This is a genomic window from Rhodococcus sp. IEGM 1406 (assembly GCF_030056745.1).
Classification (GTDB): domain Bacteria; phylum Actinomycetota; class Actinomycetes; order Mycobacteriales; family Mycobacteriaceae; genus Rhodococcus_F; species Rhodococcus_F erythropolis.
This window is the reverse complement of the sequence record NZ_JASHKO010000005.1, coordinates 597,158-622,436: the sequence shown is the minus strand read 5'-3', so window position 1 is coordinate 622,436 and position 25,279 is coordinate 597,158. Positions and strand designations below refer to the sequence as shown.

The following is a 25,279-nucleotide window of genomic DNA, read 5'->3' as shown; positions in this document are numbered from 1 at the left end:
CTGCAGATACGGTGGGGTGATGAGAAGGCCGAAGTCGCTGGGTGAATGGTTGGTAGCTGACCCTCCGGAGTCGTCCAAGCCACCGGGGCCGATTCTTTTGGCATTCACCGTTGTTCCGCTTATTGCGTTGGTCTGCCGGCATTACGGGTGGTGGCCTTCGCCATTCGGTGACTTCAGGTGGTTCGATCCTCTCCTCGTCAGCGCTGCGGCTCTGCTCACCTTGATCGTTGTTGGTCTGGTGTGGGCGGTTCGTACGCTCTACGTTCTCGGCCAGGACCGACGGTGGTCGTGGTGGATCCTGCCCTCTCCGGTTGCCGTTATCGCCGCGGTCGCTGCGGTGTTGTTGATGCCGCCGGCAACTTTCCTCGACAAGAGCGGAGAGTTCGAGACCGTCGCGATTGCTCTCCTGGAGCAGCCTGGATCGACTGTGGAAGAGCTCGAGATCGGCCAGTTCGAGATCAGCAGTGCCCATGTCGTACGTCCCGATGAGGTCTACTTCATCGACAACGACAGCATGTTCACCACCACGAGTGGATGGGTGTACTCGCCCAGCGGCGCACCAACGGGGTTCGACGATTTCTCCGCAAAGCACCTCGGCGGACCTTGGTACGAGTTCACGGCGGTCTGGCGTGACTGATTCACCGCGCCATTTCACGCATGAAGTGCGTCGATAAATCGAGTGGCCCGTGTCGAGGACCTGTGGCTACCATCGGGGTGTGGACATCGTGATGCCCCATGGGCGTGAGGGGGTTGTCGGCGTCGTCTTCGCCGGCAGCAGATAGCGCATTTCGGACCCGACAGCACTAGGTGCTGGTCGGGCCATGAGCTGTACCCACCTTCACCGATCCACGATTGGCATACACCCATGATCATTTTGACCGATACATCTACCCGTTCCAGCCTCGTCAACGCGAGCCGTAAGGAGAAGACTGATCTCACGTTGCCGGATGGCTTCGACACCATCGACTTCGACGCTCTCGACTATCTGGGCTGGCGAGATCCCAAAATGGGCCGACGCGCCTACGCGATCGTCCCGACACTCGACGGGGAGATCATCGGAGTCTTGCTCGTTCAAGCGCAAGCCACTCCGCGGTCGCGTGCCCAGTGTTCCTGGTGCCGTGACACGCGCCTTCCCAACGAGGTCGTCTTCTACGGCGCCAAGTTGGCCGGGCCCGCTGGTCGACGTGGCAGCACAGTCGGAACACTGATCTGCCGAGACTTCCAGTGCTCGGCCAATGTTCGTAACGACCCCCCGCTCCCGTATGCCGGCTACGATGCCGGCGCTGCGCGCCAGGACCGGAAAGATGAACTGGTGCTGCGTGCTTCGAGTTTTGTCGAGCGAGTGGCTCGGCAGTAGAGGGGACCCCGGGGACGCGATATCCCTGTTGTGAAGTTCGGCCCCTCCCTGGGCTGAGGAAGGGGCCGAACTGCCTGGACGGTGTCGATCCGAGGGGCACTCGGACACGGTGCGACATCTGGCGTCGCACATGATTACTCGGTCAGGGCGTTGCTCGACGTAAAGTGACCCAGGCTCCGGCTATGCAGGCGATGGCCAGGGCCAATGGAAGTAGTGCCATCGGCACCACTCGGGAAGTATCGGCAAACCACGAACCGATCGCCGGCCACCAGCTGGCCCAGGTGATTACGATCGCTGACAGGCCGAGCACACCGAAGAGACCGGTGAGAGAGGCGAGCAGACCGGTGGTCCTCCATCGCTGGTAGATCGCACCTGTCAGCATTGCGATCGAACTGGTCAGCAGCAGCGTCGCGAACAGCGCGAGCAACTGAACGGCTGCGCTGTCGGTGAAATAGCGTGCGATGCCGAACATGCGCATGTGCACACCCCAGCCGTTGGTGGCGGACTCCACCACTGACAGCAGTTGTAGCGCGATTGCGAAGATTGCGGACTGTGCCAACGCCATTATCGTGGTGGCAGTGAAGAACTCGCGGCGAGTCACGCTGAGTCCGAGTGCGAACGGGAACGTCTGGGTCATCGACTGGAGGTAGAACGCCAGCACGAAACCGTAAACGGAGAACACACTGCCGGTGAATCCCTCACCCTCATCGTTCCGGACGATCGCGTAGATGGTGAAGCTGATGAGGAAAGAGATCAAAAGGATGCCCACCGGCCAGGCGATCAGCAACGGCCACGCGACCGTGTGCAGTTGGAGGACGGAACCGATCCTGGACCGGGTGGGCGCCTTCGGGACCGTCCGTGGCGCTGTCGTTGCGATGCTCATGCGGTGATCTCCTTGCGCTGCGTCGAAGTCGCGATGACAAGTTCCTGCAAAGATGCCGGTTCCACTTGGACTCCGGCCTCCCGCAGTCGGATTCGCTCGGTCTCGGTCACATCGGCCTGCAACATGATTCGGCTGTGGGAGCCTAGTGTCTCCCGGCGCAGGACCCTTCCGGACGCGGCAACGGCATCCACCGCATCAAAGGGGCCGGATACCACTACGGCGCGACCTCGCAGTGCGTCTGCGTCCTCGTCGACGACAATCCGGCCGCTGTCTACGACGATCACGTGCTCGAGCAGATTGGCTACCTCGTCGATAAGGTGAGTCGAAAGCACTACAGTGCGAGGATGTTCGGCATAATCGGCAAGCAGACGATCGTAGAAGAGTTGGCGTGCAACGGCATCGAGGCCGAGATACGGCTCGTCGAAGAGCGTGAGCGGTGCACGGGAGGCAAGTCCGATGATCACTCCCAACGCTGACCGCATGCCGCGCGAGAGCTTCTTCACCTTGCGGCACAGTGGAAGTTGGAAATCGTCGAGCAGTGTCTCGGCGAACGCGTGGTCCCAATTCGGGAGCAGATGGCCGGCGGCGACGAGTACATGCTTGACCTTGAGGTCCTCGGGGTACGTCTGGCTTTCCTTGACGAAGCACACGTTCGCCAGGACGTCGGCATTTTCGAAAGGGGCAGCGCCGAATACCTCGACGTCGCCGCTGGTGTGCAGGTCCTGTCCGGTCAGTATCTGCATGATCGTGGTCTTGCCTGCGCCGTTACGGCCGAGCAGGCCGTAGATCTTGTTCTGGCCGATCTCGAACGAGACGTCCGAGAGCGCATCGACGTCCCCGTAGCTTCTGTTCACTGCTCGCATCGAGGCGACGAGTTCAGTTTCGTCGAAACGCCTGACGTGCGACTTGGTCGTTGTCGTGCTTGAGTTCATCGGTCCGCCTTCCTGTCGTCCAGCATGGATTTGAGTTCGTCGAGGGAAATCTGAAGGCGGTCGGCCTCCATGACCAACGGCTCGATGTATTGGCGCGCGAACGCTTCTCGTCGTCTGAACCTGAGTGCGTCGCGGGCGCCGACGGTGACGAACATTCCGATTCCCCGTTTCTTGTAGAGGAGCCCCTCGCCTACGAGTTGATTGAGGCCCTTGGCTGCCGTCGCCGGATTGATTCGGTGGAACGCCGCCAGTTCGTTGGTTGAGGGCACCTGCCCGTCTTCCGGCAGTGAGCCGTCGATGATCGAGCCTTCGATCTGCTCGGCGATCTGCTGGAACAGTGGTCGTCCGTCGTCGATCACGATGATCGACGCCCGGTGTTCACTGGTTCATTACTCATGTAATGAACCATAGAACGTCGTGGGGCATGTTGGCAATGAGATCGCGGAATCTGGCACCGATGCCTTGGGTCTCCGAGCGCTACCCATCGGGATATTCATCGCAGAGGCTGATGGAACAGCTTGGATGCAGACCAGATACGACTTCCAGATCCCCGGGGCGCTGCGCACAGGCATTGAGCTTCTGCGGAACCGTGGAACCGCCGATCTAGGTGGTCGACCACGGGACGGGGCACCTTCGGGTGGCCGGTAGTTATCGCCTCAATGAATTCGGCCACCTCTTCGATGACGGCAACTATGTCGCGGGGGTCATTCTGCATGGGCGTTGTAGCTTGGGGAGTTTGCTATGCGTTGACGCAAACACCCGTCAGCATCGGCAGTTCGCCACCCAACGTGAAGCAGGCGAAACCGCAGCCTCGGCTTCGGGGCGTAACCCGGAGTCGTAGAACAGAAGCCGGACCGCACGCCGCGGTCGGGCCCCTTTCGTCAACCCAAAGACGGAATCGCATCCACCGCAAGTAGGGACTTAGCGCCCCGTTTTGGTGTTTCTGTACTGATTCGCAATCCCGATACGTACGCTTCCGACCAGGGAATCGGACACTCGACCAACAGGGGTATTTATGCCGAATGTGACAGTGAAGTTCGGGGGTTCAGACCCGGAAACAGCAGACCTCGCACGCCGGGCACTGCAACCAGTACTCGACAGCATCTACCGCACATACCGCAGGAAACCGCTCCCATTCGTCGAAGCCGCACTGAAACGCGCAGGCCGAGGGAGCTTCTCACAAGCAGGAATTGAACGATTCGCCAATTACATTTCAAGAGGCGACCGACCGATCCTCACCAAATAGTGCGGCCGCCCGTAATCAGGCCGAAGACCGAAGCGTTTCCACCGGCTACCTGGTCGACGACTAAATTTATCGGTGCCAACTAGGTACAGGTCCATCGTGGTCAACATCGGAGACAGCTCCCGCTCGCGTCCGAGATCGGTAGCTGCCTCAACGTGGCAAGGGCACTCGCGCCAGCAGACGTATTCGATCACCTGGAGCTGAGAATGCTGTTTGAGCAGATGCACATTATATCGACCTCTGTGTGAATTCTGCTCACGGTGCATACTCGCGTGATCAAACCGGCGTCGCTGTGACATTTGGTTGCTGATCCTATTTGGGGCGGCCTCCACCGACTATTTGGGACCTGTCAAACACAATCTCCCCTTCCTGGACAGTTAGGGGAGATTGTGTTTGTGACCACCGCACGATCCACGCATCTGCTGATATGCAAGTTTCAGGCAGAGCTGAAACTGTCATCCACATGCGGTCGGCCGATCTTTTCTACAAGTCGGGTGCGGTTAGTGGCCCTGCGCCTTCTACTGAGAAGGGGATCGTGGAACCGTTCGCCATCGCCACGATCACGTTGACGATAGCAAAGAGGACGTTATTCATTTCAAATTCACCTCCTCTCTCCGTCTAGGGCCCGGCAGCATTCGCTACTGCATACAGGGCAGAGGTCCTGCTATCGAAATTGGGACCTGCAATGTAAGCGGGCGAGCCTGGACCGAATGAGGTGACTGTCCTGATATATCCGAGGCCATTTGAGGAGTTGTAGTCCACCAACCAAGGTCCACCAGAATCGCCTCCGCCAAAGTTGCCCGGTTTGGGAGTTGCGTGAGAAGCCGTAGCTCCGAACGTCATAACCAAGGAAGACGCTGCAGTGCTTGCGAGGAATAAGGTTTCGACTCTGGGCACCTACGGCCTTCTATCGAATTGGGGCCAACCTGCCGGTTTTTAAGATCTTCGGGAGGTAGCGCGGCGCTAATGTGACAGTCCTCCAAACTGGGGTATTTCTTCGAGCTTTATCCGGCTCTTTCGGATCCGGAGTGTATGAGTCGAACCACGGATGATCCGAGCAGGCACAAGATGTAGGTCGGTGAGGGTTTTTAATGTGCAGGCCGATGGTCGTGCATTGGGACTTACGGTTAGGGCTGTCCGATACTGAGGAAGAATACGTACTTGATGCTTTTCGAAGGTGATTTTTGACGGACTTGGGTATTTTCACAGTTGTGATTGTGAGAAGACCTGCATTCTTGCGTGAGTTGTGGTTCCCGGCGTCCGGGTGCGCTACGGCAGATCGATCATCGACCTCGATGCCACCCTCGTGACCTCCCATTCGGAGAAAGAGAAAACTGCGCCGAATTTCAAGCGGGGCTACGGTCTCCATCCTCTTTTGGCGTTCGTCGACCACGGTGAACACGGCACAGGTGAACCCTTGAGTTTCCTGCTGCGGCCAGGCAACGCCGGTTCCAATACCGCTGCCGACCACATTCAAGTGACCCGACAAGCATTGGCGCAGTTGCCGTTCCGAACCAGCGGCGGCGTCGGGAAGAAAGTGCTGATCCGCACCGACGGTGCAGGCGGCACCCATGCCTTCCTCGAATATTTGACCGCCCGGCGATTGTCGTATTCGGTCGGGTTCACCTTGACCGACGCGATGGCAGAGGCGGTTGATGACATTCCCGAAGATCTGTGGATACCGGCACTCGATTCGGGTAGCGGCATCCGAGACGGAGCCGGGTCGCAGAACTGATCGGGCTCGTCCACTTGCCGGGCTGGCCTGCAGGAATGCGGCTCATCGTGCGTAAAGAACGACCCCATCCCGGCGCTCAACTGCTGACCGACCGTAACGGTCTGCGGTTGACCGCGTTCGTGACCAATACAGTCGTCGGGAGCCTGCAAACCTTGGAGCTGCGGCACCGTCGTCGGGCTCGCTGGGAAGACCGAATCCGCACAGCCAAGGACACGGGTTCGACGAACTTGCCGTTGCACGGTTTCGCGCAGAATGCGATCTGGTTGGCGATCGTCACGCTCGCTTCCGAGTTGACAGCATGTATGCAGATATTGGCGTTGGCCAGCAGTGATGCACGGCGGTGGGAACCGAAACGACTCCGCTTGCGACTGTTTTCGATTGCCGGGCGCCTCGCCCGCCATGCTCGGAAAACGCGCCTGCGCCTATCGGAGCGGGCGCCGTGGTCCGGACTGATCACGGCAGCGTTGGCAAGGCTGGAGGCGTTGCCGGCACCGACCTAAATCACGGTGAATCTTGTTGGCACGAGCGGAAAGAACACGACTCCGGAGAAGTGGAATCTGGCAGCATCCCGACTGCACACGGGTCGACCAGGGGCCTCTCATGAAAGATTGAGGCTAGCACCCCGATTTGCGTTGGATGCATGTTGACTGATCACTGAATGGAGGAGGTTGTGTACCTGCCGTGTAGCTGTCACAGGATTTGGGGCCCAAACAAGCGAAGTTCGCCTGCCCCAAAAGGGCTCTGAACTGCGGAGAATCGGTGGAGCCGATGACGGGAATCGAACCCGCGTATTCAGCTTGGGAAGCTGATGTTCTACCATTGAACTACATCGGCGTCGCAGCCGACCGGACGTGTTTTCACCGCCGATCAACGTGCTTTCCGAACATTATCAGACGAGCATTCGAGCAGACGTATCACTGGCCGTCGTTGAAGAGAAGGCGCGTGTCGAAGTCGGCACAATTGGTGGATCTTCGTCTAAAAGTTATGCGCGGGAAAGCCTGTCGGGATGGAGAACTCGCGACAGGTGGGGCTGGGCTCTGCCGTGGGAGTCCAGAACCCGCGCATCGTGTTCGGTAACCACGGTGTGATCGCACCCATCGATGGGTCGGCACTGCCCGCAGAACCGGTAACCTCTACCTGTGCTGCTCTCCGATCGTGACATCCGTGCCGAAATCTCCGTTGGACGTCTGGGTATCGACCCTTTCGACGATTCCATGGTGCAACCGTCGAGCGTCGACGTGCGCCTGGATGGTCTGTTTCGGGTGTTCAACAACACGCGGTACACGCACATCGACCCGGCACTGCGCCAGGACGAGCTGACCAGCCTGGTCGAACCAGCAGAGGGCGAGCCGTTTGTGCTTCATCCCGGCGAGTTCGTTCTCGGTTCGACTCTCGAAGTGTGCTCACTGCCGAACGACCTGGCCGGCCGCCTCGAAGGTAAGTCGAGCCTCGGGCGCCTGGGCCTTTTGACGCACTCCACTGCCGGCTTCATCGACCCGGGTTTCAGTGGCCACATCACACTGGAGCTGTCCAACGTCGCAAACCTGCCGATCACGCTGTGGCCGGGAATGAAGATCGGGCAGCTCTGCCTGCTCAAGCTGTCGAGCGCTGCAGAGTTCCCCTACGGAAGCTCCGAGGCCGGATCCAAGTACCAGGGTCAGCGCGGCCCGACTCCGTCGAAGGCGTACCTGAACTTCAACCGCAGCTGAACGAACCAACTTCGGGGGGAGTCGCATGATCGGAATTTTCTACGGTCTGGTGTTCATGAACTTGTTGTTCGTGACCAGCACCGTGTGCTTGATGAAGCCGTCGAAGGCCAGTGTTGTTGCGACCGTCTGCGCAGGAGTGGCGTGGCTCTTCTTCAACGGCCCGCTGGAAGGTCAGGTCTTGTGGTCGTTGAATCGAGAACACGGTCTGACGGTCTCGGATCTGATGTCGCTTGTTGCCTTCGGCATCGCCGCTCGTGGTTGGAATCAGGTCCGTAAGGTCCGCGAAACCGTCGACGCCGATCGTTACTGACCTGCGAGCTCACCTCAATTGAACGCCACGATTCGGGCAGAAGTTTCGACCTGGAGCACAACGGTCGGCGAATCGGGCACAATTACTGAGTATGTGGTGGATTGTCGGAGGCGTACTACTCGTATGGGTCGTGTGTTCCATTCCGATTGCCATCCTGGTCGGACGCGGTATCGCGCGCCGGGACCGCGCAGAATTCGACGGCCGAAATCAACAGTGGGCCGACGAGGTGGTCAGGTCGATAGAGAAGCAATCGGATCAGGACAATGCCGATCGGCGTAAGCCACCACTGATCAGCTGACCAGCTGGACTTTCCGGAGGTGAGTGGGCGTGGAACTTCCATCCGATACTCCCGACGACGTCGTGGCCGCAGCCGCCGGAGGACCCAGGATTCCGCAGTTCGATCCCACAGTCGGGATTCCGGTAGTTCCGCCTGCGGGAGATGCTCCACACCGGTTGGTGGTCATCGGCGACTCGCTGTCGCAGGGATTTCAGAGCGGGGCGGTCTTCAATACCGAGCTGTCGTATCCGTCGATCATTGCTCACCAGTTGGGCTGGCTCGATCGGTTCCGCTTTCCCCGATACGGCGGTCCGGGCGGGCTCCCACTCAACATCGAACTGCTGCTCCGCACCCTCGAAGAGCGCTTCGGCCCACGGCTCGACCTCTGGGAGGTTCCGCTCGCACTCTTTGCTGCACGCGAGTTCATGGACCAGGTGGAGGACTACTGGGAGCGTGGGCCGGGCAGCGAAGCGCCGACGTTCTCGGCGATCAATCACAGCCTTTCGGTCTACGGGTGGGATCTTCGTGACGCTCTGACCAAGACCGCACATGGGTGTGAGGCAGCCCTGCACGAACCGCACGACGACCTGATCAGCCAGATCGTCGAGAACAACGGCGAACGCGCCGCACTGAGAGTTCTGCCGCGAGGCTCCGAGGCAGAGAAGCGCATGACGGCGTTCGACGCGGCAGCGGAACTGGGCAAGGAAGGCATCGAAACTCTGATCGTCTTTCTCGGGGCCAACAATGCGCTCCGCACCGTCACCGAACTCCGAGTCGAGTGGAGCGGCAACAACTTCCGTGACCCGGACGGCAAGCGCGAATACACGGTGTGGCAGCCCGAGCACTTCGCGTCGGAGTACGCCGAGGTGCTGGCCGCGATCCGCAAGATCAACGCCCAGCACGTCATCCTCTGCACCGTCCCACACGTGACCATCGCACCGATCGCCCACGGGCTCGGCGGCAAGATCGAAATCGGATCCCGCTATTTCCCGTACTACGCGCGACCGTGGGTGCGCGACAAAGACTTCGACCCACAGCGCGATCAACACATCACCGGCGCGCAGGCGTGGGCCGTCGATACCGCAATCGATGTGTACAACGACGGAATCGAGCAAGCCGTCGCGAATGCCCGTCGGGTGGGGAAGGACTGGTACCTCTGCGATATTGCCGGGTTGCTCGAGCGCGTGGCCTCACGGCGCTACGTCACCGACGTCAATGCGCGGCCGTCATGGTGGACGCCGTACCCCCTCCCCAAAGCACTGACCGACTTGCAACCCGTGCCGGACTCGCTGTTCCTCTCCGCCGACGGTCGCGGCGGCCGCGCGTCGGGCGGCCTCTTCTCGCTCGACGGCGTTCATCCCACGACAGTCGCGTACGGGGTGATGGCGCAAGAACTGGCGAACATCATGGTCACGGCCGGGGTCCAGTTCGACCGCGCTCAGGTCGATTTCGACCGACTCGTCCGACGCGACACCTTGGTGCGCACTCCGCCGCAGAATCTCGATTCCACGCTCGGCGTCATCGGCTGGGCTGACGAGCATCTCGGCTTTGCCAAACGTGTGTTCGGCCTCTGATTTTCAGCTTGCCTTCGACATCGTCGGTGCAACGATGCGTTCCGCGTACTCCCGCAACAGCACGACCAGGTCTACGTCGTCGACGGAAAGTCTGCCGGTCGGACCTATCGCAGCCAAGGCACCGACGACACACCTTTCCGCGTCGTGGATCGGGACGGCGACGGCGGAGCGTCCGACACGAATCTCGTCGACCTCACGGGCGGGCTCGCCGCGCCGGATCCGAGAGAGTTCGAGTTCCAACTGGTCGCCGTCGGTGATGGTGTGTGCGGTGACCTTTCGCAATGGGGCCTCGGCCAATTCGGGTCGGCTGGCGAGGAGCAGCTTCCCGATAGCCGACGCGTGAACGGCTGTGACCAGCGTCCGTTCGCCGCTGAGCTCGTGGTCTGGATCGCGATCGACCAGTCGAATTCTGTTCTCTGCAAACGACGCGAGGTAGACGCCGAACCGTAGCTGTTCGCGGAGTTCTTCGAGGAGCACCGAATTGTCGACGGGGGTGGGTTCGGCGGCAGCCCCGGCCAATTCACGTGTGCGCCGGCCCAGCGCGAAGCCGGAGAGGTCGGCGATCCGAACCAGGTAACCGTCGGCGACAAGGATGTTGAGCAACCGATACGCAGTGGCAGGTGGGATGTCGGCCAGGGCAGCAATGTCTTTGGCGGTGGCTCCCGATCCGAGCCTGGCCGCCGACTCGAGGAGGGCAAGGGCGCGCTGAACCGCTCGGGGTTCGTGCCCACCGAGGTCGCGTGGTCGGCCCACCATCAGCGGGCGCCGGCAGTCGGCTCGCCCACCAGCACGATGTTTCCGGCTGCGTCGGTGGCGAACACCCCAGCTCCTGGTAGTACGTCCTCGGTTTCGGGACTGTCGAACGCGCCGACGTGCAGCAGGCTCTTGGGGCTTCGGCGTTGCAGGTAGAACTGCCAGAGCGTGCCCGAGGTCAGGATCACGAGCACAGCGATCGGTGCAACGTACGCATGGTCGATCGTGTTGGCGTAAACGAGGTAACCGAGAACTATCGCACCGGCACCACTTCCACATGACGCGGCTGCGAGAACGCCGGGAGTGTGCTCTCCGATACGCGTCAGGAAGACAACCGATGCGATCGCCACCAGTGCATAGGCAACGATGACGGCACCGCGAACCGTCAGTCGAACGTCGTCGAAAATCTCTCCGCGTCCAAGGATGGCAAAGGCTCCGCCGCCCACCAGAACTGTGCAGACGACGACGGTCAGCGCGAAGTAGGGCGTGCGAAATGCGCTGTGAACCGAGGCGAACCGGCGGGGGAGTAGGCGTTCGACGCCGAACGAGTAGACCAGTCGCGACGCAGCATTGGACGACGCCATCGACGACGCCAGCCACGAGCACCCCAGACCGACGTTGAGCGCGATGACGACACCTGGACTCACACCCGTCGCTGTTCCGTGGAGATAGGCGTTGACGAGGGTGTCGCTACGTCCCGACCAAGCGGCCCAGCCCGCAAAGATGAAGAGCGATCCACAGATGATCGGGGTGAGAAGGACTGTGCGGGTGACGGTTACCAGCGGACGACGAGCTTCGGGGCCGAAGAAGGCCGCGCTCTCGAATCCGGCGAGAGCGAACACGGCAGCCAGGGCGGTGAGTAACAGCCCGTGGCCGGAGGTGGGCGGAACGATCTGTGCTTGTTGACTTCCGGAACCGCCCACAATCATGAGCCCGACGATGAACAGAAGTGAACAGCTTTCGACGACGAGGATCGCGAGAGCAGCAAATCTGACACTTCGAACGAGGGCACCGAGAATCAGCAGGGCTATCCCCAGATAGAGCGCGATGACGTGAAAAGTCTTGTCCACGTGCACACCCGCGAAGCCGAGTAATGCGATTGCGACCTGTCCTCCGTGATAGAGCGTCATCACCGCGCTGCCGACGTACTTGACCAGCATGGCGATGCCGGTGGTCAATGCTGCCCGGGTGCCCAGGCCACGAAAGACGAAGCTGTGCAGCCCGCCCGATGCTGCCATTCGGCGCGTGAACTGCGAAACGCAGAAAGCGATGAGCGTCACCAGCACGGTGGCCGCGATGATGGTGATCATCCCGCTCAACAATCGGCCGTGTGTCAGCATGGTGACGGGCAGAACGACCATCGACACAGCAGGGGCGGTGGTTGCCACCGACTGGGCCAGCACTTCAGCGCCCGAGAGTTGCCGACGGCCCAAGGCGCGCAGCGGTGATCGCGCCGGGGGCTGCTTCTCGCGCGTGGTGAAGGACCGCGCGATAGCTTCGGTGAGAGCGGACATGTCGCGTCACGCTAGTCCGGTTCTGTAACGCGGATATTGCGGACATGCTTCCGCTGATCGCACTCGGGTGAGAGAGCCCGATGCTGATGCTCGCAGGTTTCTCACTCGGTCCCCACTGACTGTTTCCTGCGCGTCAAGTTCCGGACCCAACGCTCCTGAAGTCTGTGTTCAACACCAACCACCCGGGTCACCGGGAGCACACTGGGGAGCTCGAATGCCATACACACGTAGATCTTTCATGCGCAGTCTGGGAATCACCGGCGGCGCCGGCCTGGCACTCGGTGCTATGTCGTCCATCGGCCTGGCGCCGGCGGTGGCATCGACGCCGAGGCGATTTCAGGCACCTGCCGCGGGTGACCTGATCGGAAAGGTCAAGGGAAATCACTCCGTCGTGATCCTCGGCGGTGGACCGTCCGGTCTGTGCTCCGCCTACGAACTGCAGAAGGCCGGATACAAGGTCACAGTCCTCGAAGCGCGCAACCGGCCGGGTGGTCGGGTGTGGTCGATCCGCAACGGCACCGAAGAAACCGACCTGAACGGTGAGACACAGACCTGTACGTTCTCCGAGGGGCACTTCTACAACCTCGGTGCGACGCGTATTCCGCAAAATCACAACACCATCGACTACTGCCGCGAACTGGGCGTCGAACTGCAGATGTTCGGAAACCAGAATGCGAACACCTTCGTCAACTACACCGGCAACAAGCCGCTGGCGAATCAGTCGATCACCTACCGAGCAGCCAAAGCCGACACCTACGGATACATGTCCGAGCTGCTGCAGAAGGCCACCAATCAGGGCGCGCTCGACCAGGTCTTGAGCAAGGAAGACAAAGAAGCACTCTCGTCCTTCCTCACCGACTTCGGCGATCTCTCCAGCGACGGCCGCTACGTCGGATCCTCGCGTCGAGGACACTCCGCCGAGCCGGGCGCCGGCCTCAACTTCGGAACCGAGATCGAACCATTCGGGATGAGCGATGTCATCCAGGGCGGCATCGGACGTGCATTCTCCTTCGAGTTCGGTTACGACCAGGCCATGACGATGATGACCCCCGTCGGCGGCATGGACCGGATCTACTACAAGTTCCAGGACGCGATCGGGATGGACAACATCGAGTTCGGTGCCGAGGTCAGCGGCATGAAGAACGTGCCGGAAGGCGTCACCGTCGACTACGTCGTCGACGGCAACACCAAGTCGATCACCGCCGACTACGCAATCTGCACGATCCCACCGCACCTGATCAAGCGGCTGAACAACAACCTGCCCTCCGACATCCTGCTCGCATTGGATGCAGCCAAGCCGTCGTCGTCGGGCAAGCTCGGTATCGAATACTCGCGTCGGTGGTGGGAGACCGAGGACCGCATCTACGGCGGCGCGTCGAACACCGACCGCGACATCTCCCAGATCATGTTCCCCTACGACCACTACAACTCCGACCGCGGCGTCGTGGTCGCGTACTACAGCTCGGGTAAGCGTCAACAGGCTTTCGAATCGCTCACCCACCGTCAGCGGCTGGCAAAGGCCATCGCCGAAGGCGCAGAAATCCACGGCGACAAATACACTCGCGACATCTCGTCGTCCTTCTCCGGAAGCTGGCGTCGCACCAAGTATTCGGAATCCGCCTGGGCATCATGGGCCGGCGCGGGAGATTCCCACGGCGGCATGGCAACTCCCGAGTACACCAAGCTGCTCGAACCCGTCGACCGGATCTACTTCGCCGGCGATCACCTCTCCAACGCCATCGCCTGGCAGCACGGGGCCTTCACGTCCGCGCAGGACGTCGTCACCCATCTGCATCAGCGTGTTGCGCAAACTGCCTGACGTGCTTCGTTTTCCATCACTTTCTCTGGAGGTTACATCATGAAATCTCGCAGCACCAAGGTTCTTGCAGCGGCATTCGCCGCCACCGCGCTACTGGGCTTCGCCACGGCCTGCTCGTCCGATGAGGCGGACGCCGAAACCACATCGAGTTCGTTCGTCTCCAAATCGATTCTCGAAGCGGGGCAGGCAAACCCGATGATCGCTCAGGGTGTCGCGATCGGCGGCGACACCGCGATCTACAAGACCAGCGGCATCGGCCCGTCGGCAGGAAACAAGGCGGCGCCGGAAGGTTCGCCGGAGTCGTACATCGACGGCCAGTTCTCCGGCGGAGTTCTGCCTGCCGGGGTCACCGTCACCGAGGCGCAGGGCATCAACGTACTCAAGAAGATCCGCGACAACCTCGAAGCCCAGGGATTGAGTCTCGAAGACGTCGTGACGATGCGCGTCTTCCTGGACAACGCGCCGGGGTCGGACAAGGCCGACTACACAGGATGGAATCGCGCGTACCGCCAGTTCTTCGCCAATACCAATCTCGACACCGGTGATACGGAGCTGGTGCCGATGGGCACTGCCGAGCCGATCGCTCCGATCGAGCGCAACAGCGCTCGGCCCACCCGCTTCGCCCTCGAGGTTGCCGGACTGCCCGTTGCCGGTTGGCTCGTCGAGGTAGAGGTCGACGCGGTGTACCCCGATGGCACGGAACCCGCCTGATGGGCGCGCTCAGCCCGACCCACTGGGCAATCGTTGCAGTAGTGCTCGTGGTGCTGTTCGGTTCGAAGAAGCTGCCCGACGCGGCCCGCGGCCTTGGCAGGTCGATGCGGATCCTCAAGACCGAAGTCGGTGAACTGCACTCGGATACGGACCTCGCGTTGGAGAAGCGAGACTGACCCCTGTGCGCGGTTGAGGAGTCCCCACACTCCTCAACCGCGCACAGGTCTTCTAGATCAGACCTTCGGAACGCGCTACCGATGGTGGTGACGGCGGACCCTTCACGAAGACATCGATCAGCACGTCCTCGTCCTGGTACGACGCGAACTGCGCCAACCCCGGTGTCTGGCGCACAGCCGAATGAACGGCGTCACCGTTCTGCGGATACTCCGGTACGACGTGACGCCAATGGGCGCACAGCAGCGTTCCACCAGGCTCGAGATGCTCGACGACGTGCAGCATTGCCTCGATCAGCTTTTCGAAGGTCAGGTAGTAGCCGACCTCGCTGATGACGACGAGGTCGAAAGTCTCGTCGGGCCAGTCGTCACCCAACGCCCACAGACGAAATTCGGCATCACGTCCGGTAAGCCGCGCACGGGCGCTCTCGAGTGCGGCCGGGACGATGTCGGTGGCGAGAACGCTGTCGCAGCGCTCTGCCAACTTCTCGGTGAGAACCCCGATCGAGCATCCCGGTTCGAATGCGCGACGGTATCGAGGTTTGGGGAGCATCGCGGCGCTGAGCGCGTACTTTCGCTGCTCGTACCACCGGGATTCGAAGTCCCACGGATCGGATTGCGCCGCATACATCTTGGCGAAGTAGTCCGCGGGAAGCTCACGATCGGTCATACGAACACCGTTTCGTACGGTCGCAGTAGTCGTTCCATCGCATGTCGGGGGAGGATGGGGGCATCCGCGGGATGGTCGGAAAGCGGGGCGATCTGTGAAGTGAACTCATTGGCAGCAGCGGATTTTGCAGCCTGAACGTCGGAGGGCAAGGCCACTCTTCTGGCCCTTTCCCACGGGACTGCTGCATGATCCGGCTCAGCCCAATGCCACGCCCAGATGGGGTACTCGATCAATCGTGATCCAGTGTCCGCGCAGGCCTTCGCTGCTGCCTCCCCGGTGGCTTCATGGTCGGGGTGGCCGTCCCCGCGCCATGTCGAGGCGCACCAGGTACCCGTCGAGGAATCACCGAGAATCGAGCTGAGACGGTCGGTCAACTCCTGTCGGTTCTCCCTGATCTTCCCGTCTGGAAGGCTCAATCGAACCGGTGCGGGAATTCCGAGTACACGCGCTGCTCGATCCGACTCGGACCGCCTGAGATGTTCCATCTCAGGCTGAGTCACTGTTGGTGAATCGGGATGTGAGGCTCCACCGTCGGTGACAGACACCACGTGAACGTCGATGCCGGAAAGCGTTGCGAGAAGAGCAGTTCCACCCAGTCCGAGTATTTCGTCGTCGGGATGGGGGGCGACGACGATCAATCGCGAGCACCCGGTGAGATCCAGTTCCGGAAAGCTGCGTCCCCACTCCTGCCATGTCGATTCGGGAGTGCCGCCATCGTCGACAGGCTTCTGCGCGAACAGTTTCGAGTTCACCACGGCCGTTTCCCCTTGGCCGCAATCCGGCCCAGTTCGGCGAGATCCTTCTCGGCGTGGCTCTGCCGCAAGTAGACGGTGAGGTCGGCTACCCGCGCGGCATGCTCGGCGTCCATGCAGAGCGGTGCGGCGCCGAGAGCGCGTCCCACCCGATCCAGGGTCTCGGTGGCGGCGCGCTCGACAATTGCCCGCACACGGAGTGCCCGCTGCATGGCCTCGGCATTTTCGTCGAAAGGATCGGCGTCGATCTCCGCCGCCGCGACTGCGAGCGCGTTGCGCGCTGCGGCCAGCGCCGCATCGACCGCGCCGAGGTGGGCGAGTAGGTAGGGATCGTCGCTGCTTGCAGCCTTGTCGTACAACGGATCTGCAACGCCGCAGGCACCGCCGTACCAACATGCAGCCACGCCTATCGCGCCGTGCCAGAACCCCGGCCTGCTCAGGTAGTCGCCTGCCGTCCCGACCGGTATCGCCGGAACCATGTCGAAGTCGACCGCGCTGGAGTCGCTTTCGGCCATACCGACGGCCTTCCACGAATCGGGAACGGGATGCACCCCAGGTAGTCCGAGCTCAACTGCGAAGAGTGAGGGTACTCCGTCGACCAAGGCGGTGATCAGTGCATGCGTGCAGGTGTTGGCACCGGAACACCACAATTTGCGGCCGGTGAGCGTCCAGATCCCTACGTGCTCAGACGCATTCACCACAGGTTCGGGTGGCTCGGCCGCCCACACTCCCCACAGCTGCCCGGGTTCGGGATCCGGCCCGTCGAGTTCGGTGAGTATCGCGACGGCATCGGTGTGAGCCTCAGCCATCCGCCCGAGAACCACATTCTCGCGCGTGAGCTCTGCCAGGGAGGTCCACCGCGCGGCTGTCGCGCCGCCGCCGGGAAGCGGCAAGTACAGTCCACCTGCGTCCAGGAGTGTGTGTAGTCGTTTCATCGTGCCAGCTCCGCTTCTTCGTTATCGGCGGTCGTACAACCCAGGTTACGGATATGTCCGGCAAAGCCGCCCGGAGTTCGGCCGTCGAGACGCGCAGACGTGGTGACCGCAATGTCTTCTGCCCACGCGATACAGGCACCAGCCTCGCTCAACCGCCGGACGAGATCGACGTCCTCGTCTTCTTCGAGATCGGAGAATCCTCCGACGCTCCAGTACATATCCGCGCGGACACCGAGGTTGGCCCCGTGGACGTGACCGTGTCGGCCATATGGATGTGCGTGGTACATACGTTCGTATCGTTCACGAACGGAGTGTGGATGGCCTTCCCAATCCGCGATGCGTACGGTTCCCGCGACGACGTCCGCAGTACGCGCATACTCCAATTGGCGCGCAATCCAGGTGGGGCCGACCACCGAATCTGCATCGGTGGTGGTGAACCACGCCGAAGCTCCCAACTCTCGGCCGAACTCGGAAAAGCCCGTCGCTCGCGAACGTCCGACGTTCTGGTGCTCGACGCGAAGTACTTCGACCCCGTCGGGGATGACACCGGCGGTTCCGTCCGAACAGTTGTCGAGGACGGCAACCAGTCGGACGGGGACAACGCAAGCCGACGCCGCTGTTGCGAGTGCGCGAAGGCAACTGGGGAGGTCTTCGGCTTCGTTGTGGGCGGGAACTACGACAAGAACCTGGTCGATTGGCACAGTGACGATCCTTTCCTCACCCTGGTACGGTCGGGTCTTCTTTCGTCCCGGTTCTCAACAGATAACCACATTTCGGACGAGTGCCGCCGCTCGACCGCCAGCAGTCACGCAGGTCGAAAACTGTTTCGGTGAAACATCTCTGGATGCGTTTGGGAACTGTGACTTCGGGGTACAAGACGGGGTTTTGCGACTGTGCTTTCGGGTGCAAAACGGGGTTTTGCACCGAAGAATCTTCAGAGCCGGCGGTGGCGCACCGAATCGATGAGCATCCGGGCAACCTCGTGCAGTTTCACGTTGGTGTTCTGCGATTGCTGCACAAGACGGCTGAATGCTTCCTCGGCGTCGATGCCGTGGACGGCGATCAGGACACCTTTGGCTTGTTCGATCTCGGCCCGAGATTCCATGGCGCAGTGCAACTGTGCGATGTGCTCGTGTGCTTGACGCCAGCGTCGTGAATCTGCGATCGCCGCGCCCGCACCGGCGGTGAACAATTTCATCAACTCTTCGTCGAAGGCCTTGAACTCTGTCGAGGCGAATCCGTAGACGTTGAAAGCGCCGAGCAGCTCGGTGTTCCCTTCGCCCATGGTGATCGGCACGGACAAGTAGGACCGGACGCCTTGTTTGCGGGCTTCGTCGGTGAATTCCGGCCATTCGTCGACGTGATCACCCACCTTTGCCCGAACCGAGGACACCGTGCGCGCGGCGTCAACGCACGGACCACGATCAGCGGAGTGCTGGGCGTCATCTATCTCGGAAAGGTAGTCCGCGGTGGACGCAGCAGTTCGTGGGCCATCGGTGGACAACACCGTCACGCTGACAGCATCGGCGTCAGGCAGTGCTTTGACCGCGGTCTCGGCCAGACGTTGGAGCATGGAGTCGAGATGCTCGTCCGTGTTCAGACTGGACCGGAGTCCGGCAATCGCTTCGGCGAGTGTGTCGAGCGAATCTGCTGCGGAAGCAAACGCCGCGGCTACCTGAGGAGCGTCCGCATTGCCTGTCATGACTCAGGTCTACTCCGCAAACTGCGACGATGTAACCGTTCCGGGCAGTCGATGCTGCGATGTTCGCATGAAATCCGAGGTTCCTGGGTAGCCGCACGCAGCGATGTGCGATGTCGCCTGAAAAAGAGGAGCCGATGATGATCCTGCGTCTACCTGGTGTGTATCGACCGCAACACGACACGTCGTTACTGGCGGATGCGCTGCTGTTCGAGCACCTCACCGCTCGCAGCCGGGTCCTGGATCTGTGCACGGGGACCGGCGCCCTCGCCGTCGCGGCATCGGCGGCTGGTGCAGGCCACGTCGTCGCGGTCGACATATCTCGCCGAGCGTGCGCCAATGCTCGTCTCAACGGAATCCTCAACGGAACCTTGATCGATTCCCGTCGCGGCGACCTCACCGAGGCGGTACACGGCGAACTCTTCGATCTGGTGATCTCCAACCCGCCGTACGTCCCTGCACTGGCAGACGATCTACCTACCGCTGGAATCGAACGGGCTTGGGACGCAGGCAAGGACGGACGCGCCCTCATCGACAGAATCGCGGCCACCGTTCACGAAGTACTCGTCCCCGGCGGCACACTACTTCTTCTGCAGTCGGTACTGTGTGGGGTCGACAAGACCGAGGCGATACTCGAGGAACACGGTATGGCCGTGGAGATCTCGGCCCGGAAGTACATTCCCTTCGGGCCCGTGATGCGCGAGAGGCGCACCATGCTCGAGGCACGAGGGTTGATCACCACCGGTCAGGAAATCGAACAACTCGTGATCATTCGCGCAACGAAGTCTCGCCCTTCTCCCAACTCGATGTGAGGTGATCGCCGAGAAGGTCGTCGAACGCGAGGCACGTTGCAGCGCCGAACAAGATGTCATCAGTGCGGTGCGGCTGCGAAGAAGCAAGACCGCCGGCAAGTTCCCGAACGGCGATCTGTTCGTGAACGGAATCCGCTTCCACGTGCTCGTCGTAGAACAGTGTCGCGTCCGAACCGAATCCGAGTCGGCGCAAGCCGGCACTGTACCGTTTGCTCGGCAGCGCCGACGTGGTCTCGACGGCGCACAGGTGCCCGACCAGCGCTCCGAGATGTCGGCGATGAAAACCGAAGAGCGAGAGAGCATTCAACGACGCCAAGGTTACCGCGGGAACAGCGTCGATGTAGTGTCCGTAGCGGTCCGAAAGGCCGACAGCCCGCATGGTGTCGGCAAAAAGACGCGAATGCATTCGCTCTGCGCTGCCCCCTCCGTACTCGTCGCTCTGCACTTCGACGAGGGCTGCTTTGACGGCACCGGAGAGGCGCGAAATTCCAAGGGTGTGCACATCCGCTTCACGCAGCTGATTGAGCGAACGGTGAATCAGCACCTCCGCGAACTGATCGATTGTGGCGTCCTTCGCCATAAAGGACGCCAGACCGGGGCCTGCACTGGGAGCCGTCATCGCCCACAAATCGGCTACGACGTCACCGGACGACGGAACCTTTCCCACGAGTTCCACGATGGCGGCCTCGAAATTCGTCTCGAGACGCGACCTCGCCGCGAGCAGGTCCAGATTCCACTCCCACGCGTCCGAGACGTTCTCGATTCCCTGCAAATGAAGCTCGTAGAGGAGCGTCAGAGTCAACTGAGCGTCGTCGTCTCGAAGAATGTCGTAGGTGGGGTCGATGGACCGTGCAACCTCGTACGCGTCAGCGGCAGCCGTAAGCTCCCTCGGATCGGCCGAGGAGCGCAGAATGGAAACGAGAGTGGCGCTCAGTGGGCCGCGAGCCTGTGGAACAGGCATGGAAGTGGGCACGCCAGTGGCCGAATCGAGAAGTGAAGAGGACATATGACCGCGTTTCCCGAATCGTCATCTGCCGAAACACCGAGTGTTGCCGGTAACAACACCACCATAACCGCCTGCTCGGACGGCCCGCTGCTGGTGCGTGGTGACTTCGAGTTGCTCCGTGACGACGGCACTCCGATAGAGAACAAGCGCTCTACGGTTGCTTTGTGTCGATGCGGGCGGACCGGCATTGCGCCGTTCTGCGACAGCTCCCACAAGAAGAAGCGGGCGCGAGCGACGTAACCGGGGCCAACTCGGAACGAGCCCGACCTGTAAACCAAGACGGCCCTGAAACCAAGAAAAGGCTGGATGCCGGCACCGTGCGGTGCAGCGTCCAGCCTTTTCAGTCTGAAGTCAGACTGGGATCGAACTCAGATGGCGCGAACGTTCTGAGCCTGGGGGCCCTTCTGGCCCTGTCCGATCTCGAACTCGACCTTCTGGCCCTCGTCGAGGGACTTGTAGCCGCTGCCCTGGATCTCCGAGTAGTGAACGAACACATCCGGTCCGCCACCTTCCTGCTCGATGAATCCGAAGCCCTTTTCACCGTTGAACCACTTGACACTGCCCTGAGCCATAACCAAATTCTCCTGGATCCATCGAGCCGAGCCCTCCCATCGAGAGTCCGGTCTCACACCTGATCCTGCCATGCTCTTCTTTTTCTGTCTCCAATTACATGCATGGCGAGTTGCAGTATTTGACGGGTTTGTCCCGTTCCTGGACCACGTCGGAAGCAGGTGATTGTTCAACTATGCGCGTTTACCTGCTGTGATGTATTCGTCGCTTCGATGTAGCGCGAAATGACAACACCTGTGTTAAATCTGGATTCGCGGCGCAGAATGCCACCCCGATACCCAGGAGGGGACCAAATACCCAACTCGATCGGGGTCGAGATCAGTCCGAATCGTCGGGTTTGGTGTGCCCGTCGAACGTCACATGGATGTTCTCGTGGGGAACCGCGCGTTGGGCTTTTGCTTGATCGGCGAAGGTACGCCGATCGCCTTCGATGAGTTCGGTGTTGTCGGTGAACGGAGCCAACAACGCCCGCGGATGGAGTTTGTCGACTCGCACGACGTTGATTTCCGCGCACATGACGATCGAGGCGGCAGCGAGGAACAAGAAGGCCAACAAACCCAGAACGATGGCAAAGACGCCATTGGTGGTGGAGGCACCCCGCACCACGGACGTCACGTAGAGGGCACCGAAGGACTGAAGTGCTTGCCAGAGAACAGCAGCGGCGATCGCTCCAGGCGCCACATCGGCTACCGAGAGCGGGCGGGCGCAGGTGAGCCGGAAAGCGACGATGAAGATGCCTGCATTCAAGACGACTACCGCAAGGGTCAACAGGAAGCTGAACGAACCGCCCAGATGAAGCGCACCGCCGATGTTGGAGACAGCGGTGGTCCCCAAGATCGCGAGACCGATGGTGCCCAGGAGCAGTAACCCTTGAAGACGCCCGCGGATGGGATCCGGTCGCATGTTTCGGGGCACCGACCACACCGTGTTCATCGCATTCTGGCAAGCCAGAGCGACACCGAGGCCACCGTAGAGACCACCGACGATTCCGATCACCAGCCCTGTGACACCGCCGCCGATCTGTTGCGCATTGCCCAGATCGTCACCGATCACCGGAAACTGATGCAGAGCGGAGTCCAAGATTTGTTGCTGAAGCTCGGGGTTGCCAGAGAGCACGAAGCCGAGAATGGTCGAGAGCAACAGAAGAAGAGGGAAGAGCGAGACGAAGCCGTAGTACGCGATCAGCGCGGCGAGATAAACACCTTGATCGTCGAGGAACTTGTAGAGGACCGCTATCGGGAACCCCAGGGCCGGATGCTTCTGTTGCAAGGCATCGAGGCGCTTGGCGATTGTCATTCTCGGTCTCTCTCAGCTCGTCGGACAGCCCGACGAACCTTAGTCGCTGCGAGCGCGCGGCGCTCGACGCCGGTGCAGGCTTGGCGTCAGGAGGCTTCGAGTGACTTTTCTGCTTCGGCGAGCGCGCGCATTGCTCCCTCGACAGAGTTGGTGACCGGAAATTCCTCTTCCGCCCGTGCGGCCCGAAGCAAGCGTCGAAGCGGGTGTGACCCGATGACGGACCACTGGAAGTCGTGCGCTCGTGAACGGGAGTTCAGTTCGGCGAACAGTTCGAGGCAGACCGCACCGACGAACAGTGAGTTTGACAGGTCGAGAATGACGCGGGACCACTCCGCAGCGTACGAGTTGAGAAGTTCTCTCAGTTCTGGGGCGGACAGTTTATCGAGGTCGACGTCGACCTGGATCAGGACTGTCGAGGGTGCTATCCGCCAGGCCGCGAAGCCATGTGTGTCCACGATCGGACCCAATTGTGTTGAGGGATCGACGAAATCGATCGCTGTGTGGTCGAGTTCATTCAGATTCATGGCAGATCCGGTCTGTGTGCTTTTCGTCGAAAGGCTGACGACCGACCTGGCGGCACGGAAAGTGGAAGAGTCCAGGTGTGGAAAGCATTGAGCCCAATGGATGTACGCAGGAAGTTGTGACCTGAATCCAGAGTCCTGATGCGAACCGAGCGCCAGCGGCTTCAGCCCCGGCTGTATTCTCAACCTCGGTATCGCTCAGTGTAGCTCGAGGGCTTGGATCGGTCCAGGCTTGTAGTCGAACATTAAGCGGTGCAATGTTTTTGGCTCAAGACTTCGGTATGGTTGGGGATCGGTGCCACCTGACGAAGGGATTCAGATGAACGACCGCGATGCACTCACGGCCATCTCGACCAAGCTCGACACACTGATCGGTGCGGAGACCAACGGTCTGCAGGACGAGGTTCCGCCCGGTTCCAGTGTTCAGCGCACCGAGCAGGACGGCGAGCACGGCCGGTGGGGGCACGATTACCGTCTCGCCAACAAGTATCTCGAGGCTCTCGACATCGGCCAGCCCGGGCTCATTGACCGAGACGAGATGGAACGTCTTGCGCAGGAATACATCTGATCCTGGGGACCTACTTCAGAAGATTTCACCCATCTCGGTGCGCAGCTGCTTCAGTGTCTGAGTGAGGATTCTGGATACATGCATCTGAGAGATGCCGATCTTTTCGGCAATCTGGGACTGGGTGAGATGACCGAAGAATCTGAGAACCACGATCGTGCGCTCGCGCTCCGGTAGTGCAAGGAGCGCGGGTCGCAGGGTTTCGTGATTGTCGATCCGACTGATCGCTTCGTCGTACTGTCCCAAAGTATCGATCAGAGTCAGTCCGCTCCCGTCGCCGGCTGACGCGGTGTCGAGCGGTGTGGTTCGATACGAATTTCCGGCGGTCAACCCCTGTTCGACCTCGTCCGGCTCGATGTCGAGCTCCGTCGCAAGTTCCGCTACCGTCGGTGCACGGCCGAGCGTCTGCGACAACGACGTGAGCGCCCGGTTGAGGGCAAGATGTCGTTCCTGAAGGCTGCGAGGTACGCGTACGGACCAGCCGTGATCGCGAAAATGCTTGCGTACCTCGCCCATTACGGTGGGGACTGCGAACGACAGGAAATCCGATCCTTTGTCTACGTCGAATCGCTGCACAGCCTGTACCAACCCCACGCGCGCAACTTGTTCCAAGTCCTCGAAAGGCTGGCCGCGCCCCTGGTAGCGACGTGCAACGTGGGTGGCGAGCGGTAGGCACAGTTCGATGATCGAGTTGGTGATCTTTTCTCGGGTCGGATCATCCGGCGGAAGCGACGCCATCGAGACGAACAATTCGACAGCTAGTTCGTACTGGTCCTTCTTGTCCGGTGGTACAGCCTTGCCCGGTGGGACAGTATCGTCCGGTGGGACAGCGGTCACGCACGCTCCTGGAGCAAGCCCTTTTCAAGCGTCATCGTCAGGGTGATGTGACCGTCCGCGTCGATTTCCGATTGCTCCAAACGGACCGAGTCGACCAGTGCTTCGAGAACGAACCATCCGAAGCTGTGGGACTTGTCGGGTATTTCGGAGTGCGCGATCACCGACACGACGATCCGAAGAGTGCGACCGTAGGTCTCGAATCGGCAGGTCAAGTCGCTGGACGGTATCGCATGGCCGATGAGGATGCTCGCGACTTCGTCCATCGCCAGAGCAAGGTCGGCTGTCCCGTCGACGTCCAATCCGGTGTTGTTGGCAACCGTGCGGGTGATTCCGCGCAGAGTCGGCAGTTGGGAGTACGACGCTCGGACGCGGAGCGAGGCAATGGAGTCGTGAGTAAGTTCGGCTTCGGTCGGACTCGACAGAGGAATCAAGGGGCTTCCTGTAGGTAGATGTGGCGTAATTCCGGCGGACCGAGGCAAGGAACGGTACCGGCCATGCGTGCCAGCCATCTCTACCCCGGAAGTATTCATGGCCTTCGATTACCCTTCGCCCGGCGAAGTAATCCTCTTTACCCGAACTAGAGGATGAATTGTGAGACACATCACCTGTGGTGCGCTCGTACCGAA

General features: G+C 60.9%; 28 protein-coding genes, 1 tRNA gene and 1 pseudogene. 13 read left to right on the top strand and 17 right to left on the bottom strand.

The window, feature by feature from the left end:
• Positions 1-19 precede the first annotated feature (19 nt).
• Together QM596_RS24980 and QM596_RS24975 are read left to right on the top strand one after the other, a co-directional pair.
• Positions 20-637, top strand: coding sequence for a hypothetical protein (locus QM596_RS24980; protein ID WP_031331749.1), 618 nt, complete (start codon positions 20-22; stop codon positions 635-637).
• Between the two features lie 228 nt (positions 638-865).
• Positions 866-1,357, top strand: a complete 492-nt coding sequence (locus tag QM596_RS24975) for an FBP domain-containing protein (protein ID WP_029254674.1) — start codon at positions 866-868, stop codon at positions 1,355-1,357.
• A 142-nt stretch (positions 1,358-1,499) separates the two neighbouring features.
• On the opposite strand, the gene QM596_RS24970 is transcribed toward QM596_RS24975, so the two are convergent.
• Genes QM596_RS24970 through QM596_RS24960 form a run of 3 tightly spaced genes read right to left on the bottom strand, consistent with a single transcriptional unit; the run spans position 1,500 to position 3,531 of the window.
• Positions 1,500-2,240 carry a hypothetical protein gene (locus tag QM596_RS24970; protein WP_029254675.1) on the bottom strand — a complete coding sequence of 247 codons (741 nt, stop codon included), beginning with the start codon at positions 2,238-2,240 and terminating at the stop codon, positions 1,500-1,502.
• Positions 2,237-3,172, bottom strand: a complete 936-nt coding sequence (locus tag QM596_RS24965) for an ABC transporter ATP-binding protein (RefSeq protein ID WP_029254676.1) — start codon at positions 3,170-3,172, stop codon at positions 2,237-2,239. Before QM596_RS24965 ends, QM596_RS24970 begins: the two co-directional genes overlap by 4 nt.
• Positions 3,169-3,531 carry a GntR family transcriptional regulator gene (locus QM596_RS24960; protein ID WP_019747490.1) on the bottom strand — a complete coding sequence of 121 codons (363 nt, stop codon included), beginning with the start codon at positions 3,529-3,531 and terminating at the stop codon, positions 3,169-3,171. The genes QM596_RS24965 and QM596_RS24960 overlap by 4 nt, the downstream gene beginning before the upstream one ends.
• A 2,166-nt stretch (positions 3,532-5,697) precedes the next feature.
• Between QM596_RS24960 and QM596_RS24955 the strand changes: the two are divergent.
• Positions 5,698-6,650, top strand: a pseudogene (locus QM596_RS24955) (IS1380 family transposase); the annotation flags it as partial.
• A gap of 260 nt (positions 6,651-6,910) precedes the next feature.
• On the opposite strand, the gene QM596_RS24950 reads toward QM596_RS24955, so the two are convergent.
• Positions 6,911-6,984, bottom strand: a tRNA-Gly gene (locus QM596_RS24950).
• A 305-nt stretch (positions 6,985-7,289) separates the two neighbouring features.
• On the opposite strand from QM596_RS24950, the gene dcd reads away from it, so the two are divergent.
• From dcd to QM596_RS24930, 4 genes are all read left to right on the top strand, one after another.
• A complete protein-coding gene (dcd, locus tag QM596_RS24945) occupies positions 7,290-7,859 on the top strand; it encodes a dCTP deaminase (RefSeq protein ID WP_019747488.1) in 570 nt (189 codons plus the stop codon).
• Between the two features lie 25 nt (positions 7,860-7,884).
• Positions 7,885-8,169, top strand: a complete 285-nt coding sequence (locus QM596_RS24940) for a hypothetical protein (RefSeq protein WP_019747487.1) — start codon at positions 7,885-7,887, stop codon at positions 8,167-8,169.
• Between the two features lie 91 nt (positions 8,170-8,260).
• Positions 8,261-8,467, top strand: a complete 207-nt coding sequence (locus QM596_RS24935; protein WP_019747486.1) for a hypothetical protein — start codon at positions 8,261-8,263, stop codon at positions 8,465-8,467.
• 29 nt (positions 8,468-8,496) lie between these two features.
• A complete protein-coding gene (locus QM596_RS24930) occupies positions 8,497-10,020 on the top strand; it encodes a hypothetical protein (protein ID WP_283310186.1) in 1,524 nt (507 codons plus the stop codon).
• 3 nt (positions 10,021-10,023) lie between these two features.
• On the opposite strand, the gene QM596_RS24925 is transcribed toward QM596_RS24930, so the two are convergent.
• Entirely contained in the window at positions 10,024-10,776 is a 753-nt protein-coding gene (locus QM596_RS24925; RefSeq protein ID WP_021333867.1) for an IclR family transcriptional regulator, read from the bottom strand.
• Positions 10,776-12,287 carry an APC family permease gene (locus QM596_RS24920; RefSeq protein ID WP_279217748.1) on the bottom strand — a complete coding sequence of 504 codons (1,512 nt, stop codon included), beginning with the start codon at positions 12,285-12,287 and terminating at the stop codon, positions 10,776-10,778. Before QM596_RS24920 ends, QM596_RS24925 begins: the two co-directional genes overlap by 1 nt.
• Before the next feature lie 238 nt (positions 12,288-12,525).
• Between QM596_RS24920 and QM596_RS24915 the strand changes: the two genes are divergently transcribed.
• Genes QM596_RS24915 through tatA form a run of 3 tightly spaced genes read left to right on the top strand, consistent with a single transcriptional unit; the run spans position 12,526 to position 14,993 of the window.
• Positions 12,526-14,106 (top strand): flavin monoamine oxidase family protein, encoded by a 1,581-nt coding sequence (locus QM596_RS24915; RefSeq protein ID WP_264614627.1) that lies wholly within the window; start codon positions 12,526-12,528, stop codon positions 14,104-14,106.
• A gap of 39 nt (positions 14,107-14,145) precedes the next feature.
• Positions 14,146-14,817: a Rid family hydrolase gene (locus tag QM596_RS24910; RefSeq protein WP_283310185.1), complete on the top strand. Its 672-nt coding sequence runs from the start codon at positions 14,146-14,148 to the stop codon at positions 14,815-14,817.
• Positions 14,817-14,993: a Sec-independent protein translocase subunit TatA gene (tatA, locus tag QM596_RS24905; RefSeq protein ID WP_019747480.1), complete on the top strand. Its 177-nt coding sequence runs from the start codon at positions 14,817-14,819 to the stop codon at positions 14,991-14,993. The genes QM596_RS24910 and tatA overlap by 1 nt, the downstream gene beginning before the upstream one ends.
• 52 nt (positions 14,994-15,045) lie before the next feature.
• Here the strand turns inward: tatA and QM596_RS24900 are convergent, their stop codons facing one another.
• The 5 genes from QM596_RS24900 to QM596_RS24880 all read right to left on the bottom strand — a co-directional run bounded on the left by QM596_RS24900 (position 15,046) and on the right by QM596_RS24880 (position 19,049).
• Positions 15,046-15,660 carry a class I SAM-dependent methyltransferase gene (locus tag QM596_RS24900; RefSeq protein ID WP_019747479.1) on the bottom strand — a complete coding sequence of 205 codons (615 nt, stop codon included), beginning with the start codon at positions 15,658-15,660 and terminating at the stop codon, positions 15,046-15,048.
• Positions 15,657-16,415, bottom strand: coding sequence for a PIG-L deacetylase family protein (locus QM596_RS24895; protein WP_030535919.1), 759 nt, complete (start codon positions 16,413-16,415; stop codon positions 15,657-15,659). The genes QM596_RS24900 and QM596_RS24895 overlap by 4 nt, the downstream gene beginning before the upstream one ends.
• Positions 16,409-17,347: an acyl-CoA dehydrogenase family protein gene (locus QM596_RS24890; RefSeq protein ID WP_019747477.1), complete on the bottom strand. Its 939-nt coding sequence runs from the start codon at positions 17,345-17,347 to the stop codon at positions 16,409-16,411. The genes QM596_RS24895 and QM596_RS24890 overlap by 7 nt, the downstream gene beginning before the upstream one ends.
• The gene (locus QM596_RS24885; protein ID WP_019747476.1) at positions 17,344-18,048 is read right to left on the bottom strand and encodes a glycosyltransferase family 2 protein; all 705 of its coding nucleotides are present in this window, start codon (positions 18,046-18,048) and stop codon (positions 17,344-17,346) included. Before QM596_RS24885 ends, QM596_RS24890 begins: the two co-directional genes overlap by 4 nt.
• A 233-nt stretch (positions 18,049-18,281) precedes the next feature.
• Entirely contained in the window at positions 18,282-19,049 is a 768-nt protein-coding gene (locus QM596_RS24880; RefSeq protein ID WP_047890189.1) for a GAF and ANTAR domain-containing protein, read from the bottom strand.
• Positions 19,050-19,159: 110 nt separating this feature from the next.
• Here QM596_RS24880 and QM596_RS24875 point away from each other — a divergent pair, with 110 nt between their 5' ends.
• Positions 19,160-19,858, top strand: coding sequence for a HemK2/MTQ2 family protein methyltransferase (locus QM596_RS24875; RefSeq protein ID WP_019747474.1), 699 nt, complete (start codon positions 19,160-19,162; stop codon positions 19,856-19,858).
• Here QM596_RS24875 and QM596_RS24870 read toward each other — a convergent pair.
• Complete coding sequence (locus tag QM596_RS24870; protein ID WP_070797275.1) at positions 19,815-20,864, bottom strand: iron-containing redox enzyme family protein; 1,050 nt, start codon at positions 20,862-20,864, stop codon at positions 19,815-19,817. The two genes, QM596_RS24875 and QM596_RS24870, sit on opposite strands and share 44 nt — an antisense overlap.
• On the opposite strand from QM596_RS24870, the gene QM596_RS24865 reads away from it, so the two are divergent.
• Positions 20,865-21,104, top strand: a complete 240-nt coding sequence (locus tag QM596_RS24865; protein ID WP_019747472.1) for a CDGSH iron-sulfur domain-containing protein — start codon at positions 20,865-20,867, stop codon at positions 21,102-21,104. It begins immediately after the preceding gene.
• A gap of 128 nt (positions 21,105-21,232) precedes the next feature.
• Here QM596_RS24865 and QM596_RS24860 read toward each other — a convergent pair whose 3' ends face one another.
• From QM596_RS24860 to QM596_RS24850, 3 genes are all read right to left on the bottom strand, one after another.
• Positions 21,233-21,436: a cold-shock protein gene (locus QM596_RS24860; RefSeq protein WP_003943666.1), complete on the bottom strand. Its 204-nt coding sequence runs from the start codon at positions 21,434-21,436 to the stop codon at positions 21,233-21,235.
• Between the two features lie 316 nt (positions 21,437-21,752).
• Positions 21,753-22,730: a YihY/virulence factor BrkB family protein gene (locus tag QM596_RS24855; protein ID WP_003943713.1), complete on the bottom strand. Its 978-nt coding sequence runs from the start codon at positions 22,728-22,730 to the stop codon at positions 21,753-21,755.
• An 86-nt stretch (positions 22,731-22,816) separates the two neighbouring features.
• Positions 22,817-23,254 carry an STAS domain-containing protein gene (locus QM596_RS24850; RefSeq protein WP_070797274.1) on the bottom strand — a complete coding sequence of 146 codons (438 nt, stop codon included), beginning with the start codon at positions 23,252-23,254 and terminating at the stop codon, positions 22,817-22,819.
• A 316-nt stretch (positions 23,255-23,570) separates the two neighbouring features.
• On the opposite strand from QM596_RS24850, the gene QM596_RS24845 reads away from it, so the two are divergent.
• Positions 23,571-23,819 carry a hypothetical protein gene (locus QM596_RS24845; RefSeq protein ID WP_020968722.1) on the top strand — a complete coding sequence of 83 codons (249 nt, stop codon included), beginning with the start codon at positions 23,571-23,573 and terminating at the stop codon, positions 23,817-23,819.
• Between the two features lie 15 nt (positions 23,820-23,834).
• Here the strand turns inward: QM596_RS24845 and QM596_RS24840 are convergent, their stop codons facing one another.
• Together QM596_RS24840 and QM596_RS24835 are read right to left on the bottom strand one after the other, a co-directional pair.
• Complete coding sequence (locus tag QM596_RS24840) at positions 23,835-24,554, bottom strand: SigB/SigF/SigG family RNA polymerase sigma factor (protein WP_223258034.1); 720 nt, start codon at positions 24,552-24,554, stop codon at positions 23,835-23,837.
• Between the two features lie 95 nt (positions 24,555-24,649).
• On the bottom strand, positions 24,650-25,084 hold the full coding sequence (locus QM596_RS24835; RefSeq protein ID WP_019747468.1) for an ATP-binding protein: 435 nt from the start codon (positions 25,082-25,084) through the stop codon (positions 24,650-24,652).
• Between the last annotated feature and the right edge of the window lie 195 nt (positions 25,085-25,279).

Bases quoted from the DNA above. Each gene is read 5' to 3' on its own strand.
- QM596_RS24980 (WP_031331749.1), top strand. From the start codon at position 20: ATGAGAAGGCCGAAGTCGCTGGGTGAATGGTTGGTAGCTGACCCTCCG.
- QM596_RS24975 (WP_029254674.1), top strand. From the start codon at position 866: ATGATCATTTTGACCGATACATCTACCCGTTCCAGCCTCGTCAACGCG.
- QM596_RS24970 (WP_029254675.1), bottom strand. From the start codon at position 2,240: ATGAGCATCGCAACGACAGCGCCACGGACGGTCCCGAAGGCGCCCACC.
- QM596_RS24965 (WP_029254676.1), bottom strand. From the start codon at position 3,172: ATGAACTCAAGCACGACAACGACCAAGTCGCACGTCAGGCGTTTCGAC.
- QM596_RS24940 (WP_019747487.1), top strand. From the start codon at position 7,885: ATGATCGGAATTTTCTACGGTCTGGTGTTCATGAACTTGTTGTTCGTG.
- QM596_RS24935 (WP_019747486.1), top strand. From the start codon at position 8,261: ATGTGGTGGATTGTCGGAGGCGTACTACTCGTATGGGTCGTGTGTTCC.
- QM596_RS24925 (WP_021333867.1), bottom strand. From the start codon at position 10,776: ATGGTGGGCCGACCACGCGACCTCGGTGGGCACGAACCCCGAGCGGTT.
- QM596_RS24920 (WP_279217748.1), bottom strand. From the start codon at position 12,287: ATGTCCGCTCTCACCGAAGCTATCGCGCGGTCCTTCACCACGCGCGAG.
- QM596_RS24915 (WP_264614627.1), top strand. From the start codon at position 12,526: ATGCGCAGTCTGGGAATCACCGGCGGCGCCGGCCTGGCACTCGGTGCT.
- QM596_RS24910 (WP_283310185.1), top strand. From the start codon at position 14,146: ATGAAATCTCGCAGCACCAAGGTTCTTGCAGCGGCATTCGCCGCCACC.
- tatA (WP_019747480.1), top strand. From the start codon at position 14,817: ATGGGCGCGCTCAGCCCGACCCACTGGGCAATCGTTGCAGTAGTGCTC.
- QM596_RS24900 (WP_019747479.1), bottom strand. From the start codon at position 15,660: ATGACCGATCGTGAGCTTCCCGCGGACTACTTCGCCAAGATGTATGCG.
- QM596_RS24890 (WP_019747477.1), bottom strand. From the start codon at position 17,347: ATGAAACGACTACACACACTCCTGGACGCAGGTGGACTGTACTTGCCG.
- QM596_RS24880 (WP_047890189.1), bottom strand. From the start codon at position 19,049: ATGACAGGCAATGCGGACGCTCCTCAGGTAGCCGCGGCGTTTGCTTCC.
- QM596_RS24875 (WP_019747474.1), top strand. From the start codon at position 19,160: ATGTCGCCTGAAAAAGAGGAGCCGATGATGATCCTGCGTCTACCTGGT.
- QM596_RS24870 (WP_070797275.1), bottom strand. From the start codon at position 20,864: ATGTCCTCTTCACTTCTCGATTCGGCCACTGGCGTGCCCACTTCCATG.
- QM596_RS24865 (WP_019747472.1), top strand. From the start codon at position 20,865: ATGACCGCGTTTCCCGAATCGTCATCTGCCGAAACACCGAGTGTTGCC.
- QM596_RS24860 (WP_003943666.1), bottom strand. From the start codon at position 21,436: ATGGCTCAGGGCAGTGTCAAGTGGTTCAACGGTGAAAAGGGCTTCGGA.
- QM596_RS24855 (WP_003943713.1), bottom strand. From the start codon at position 22,730: ATGACAATCGCCAAGCGCCTCGATGCCTTGCAACAGAAGCATCCGGCC.
- QM596_RS24850 (WP_070797274.1), bottom strand. From the start codon at position 23,254: ATGAATCTGAATGAACTCGACCACACAGCGATCGATTTCGTCGATCCC.
- QM596_RS24845 (WP_020968722.1), top strand. From the start codon at position 23,571: ATGAACGACCGCGATGCACTCACGGCCATCTCGACCAAGCTCGACACA.
- QM596_RS24840 (WP_223258034.1), bottom strand. From the start codon at position 24,554: ATGGCGTCGCTTCCGCCGGATGATCCGACCCGAGAAAAGATCACCAAC.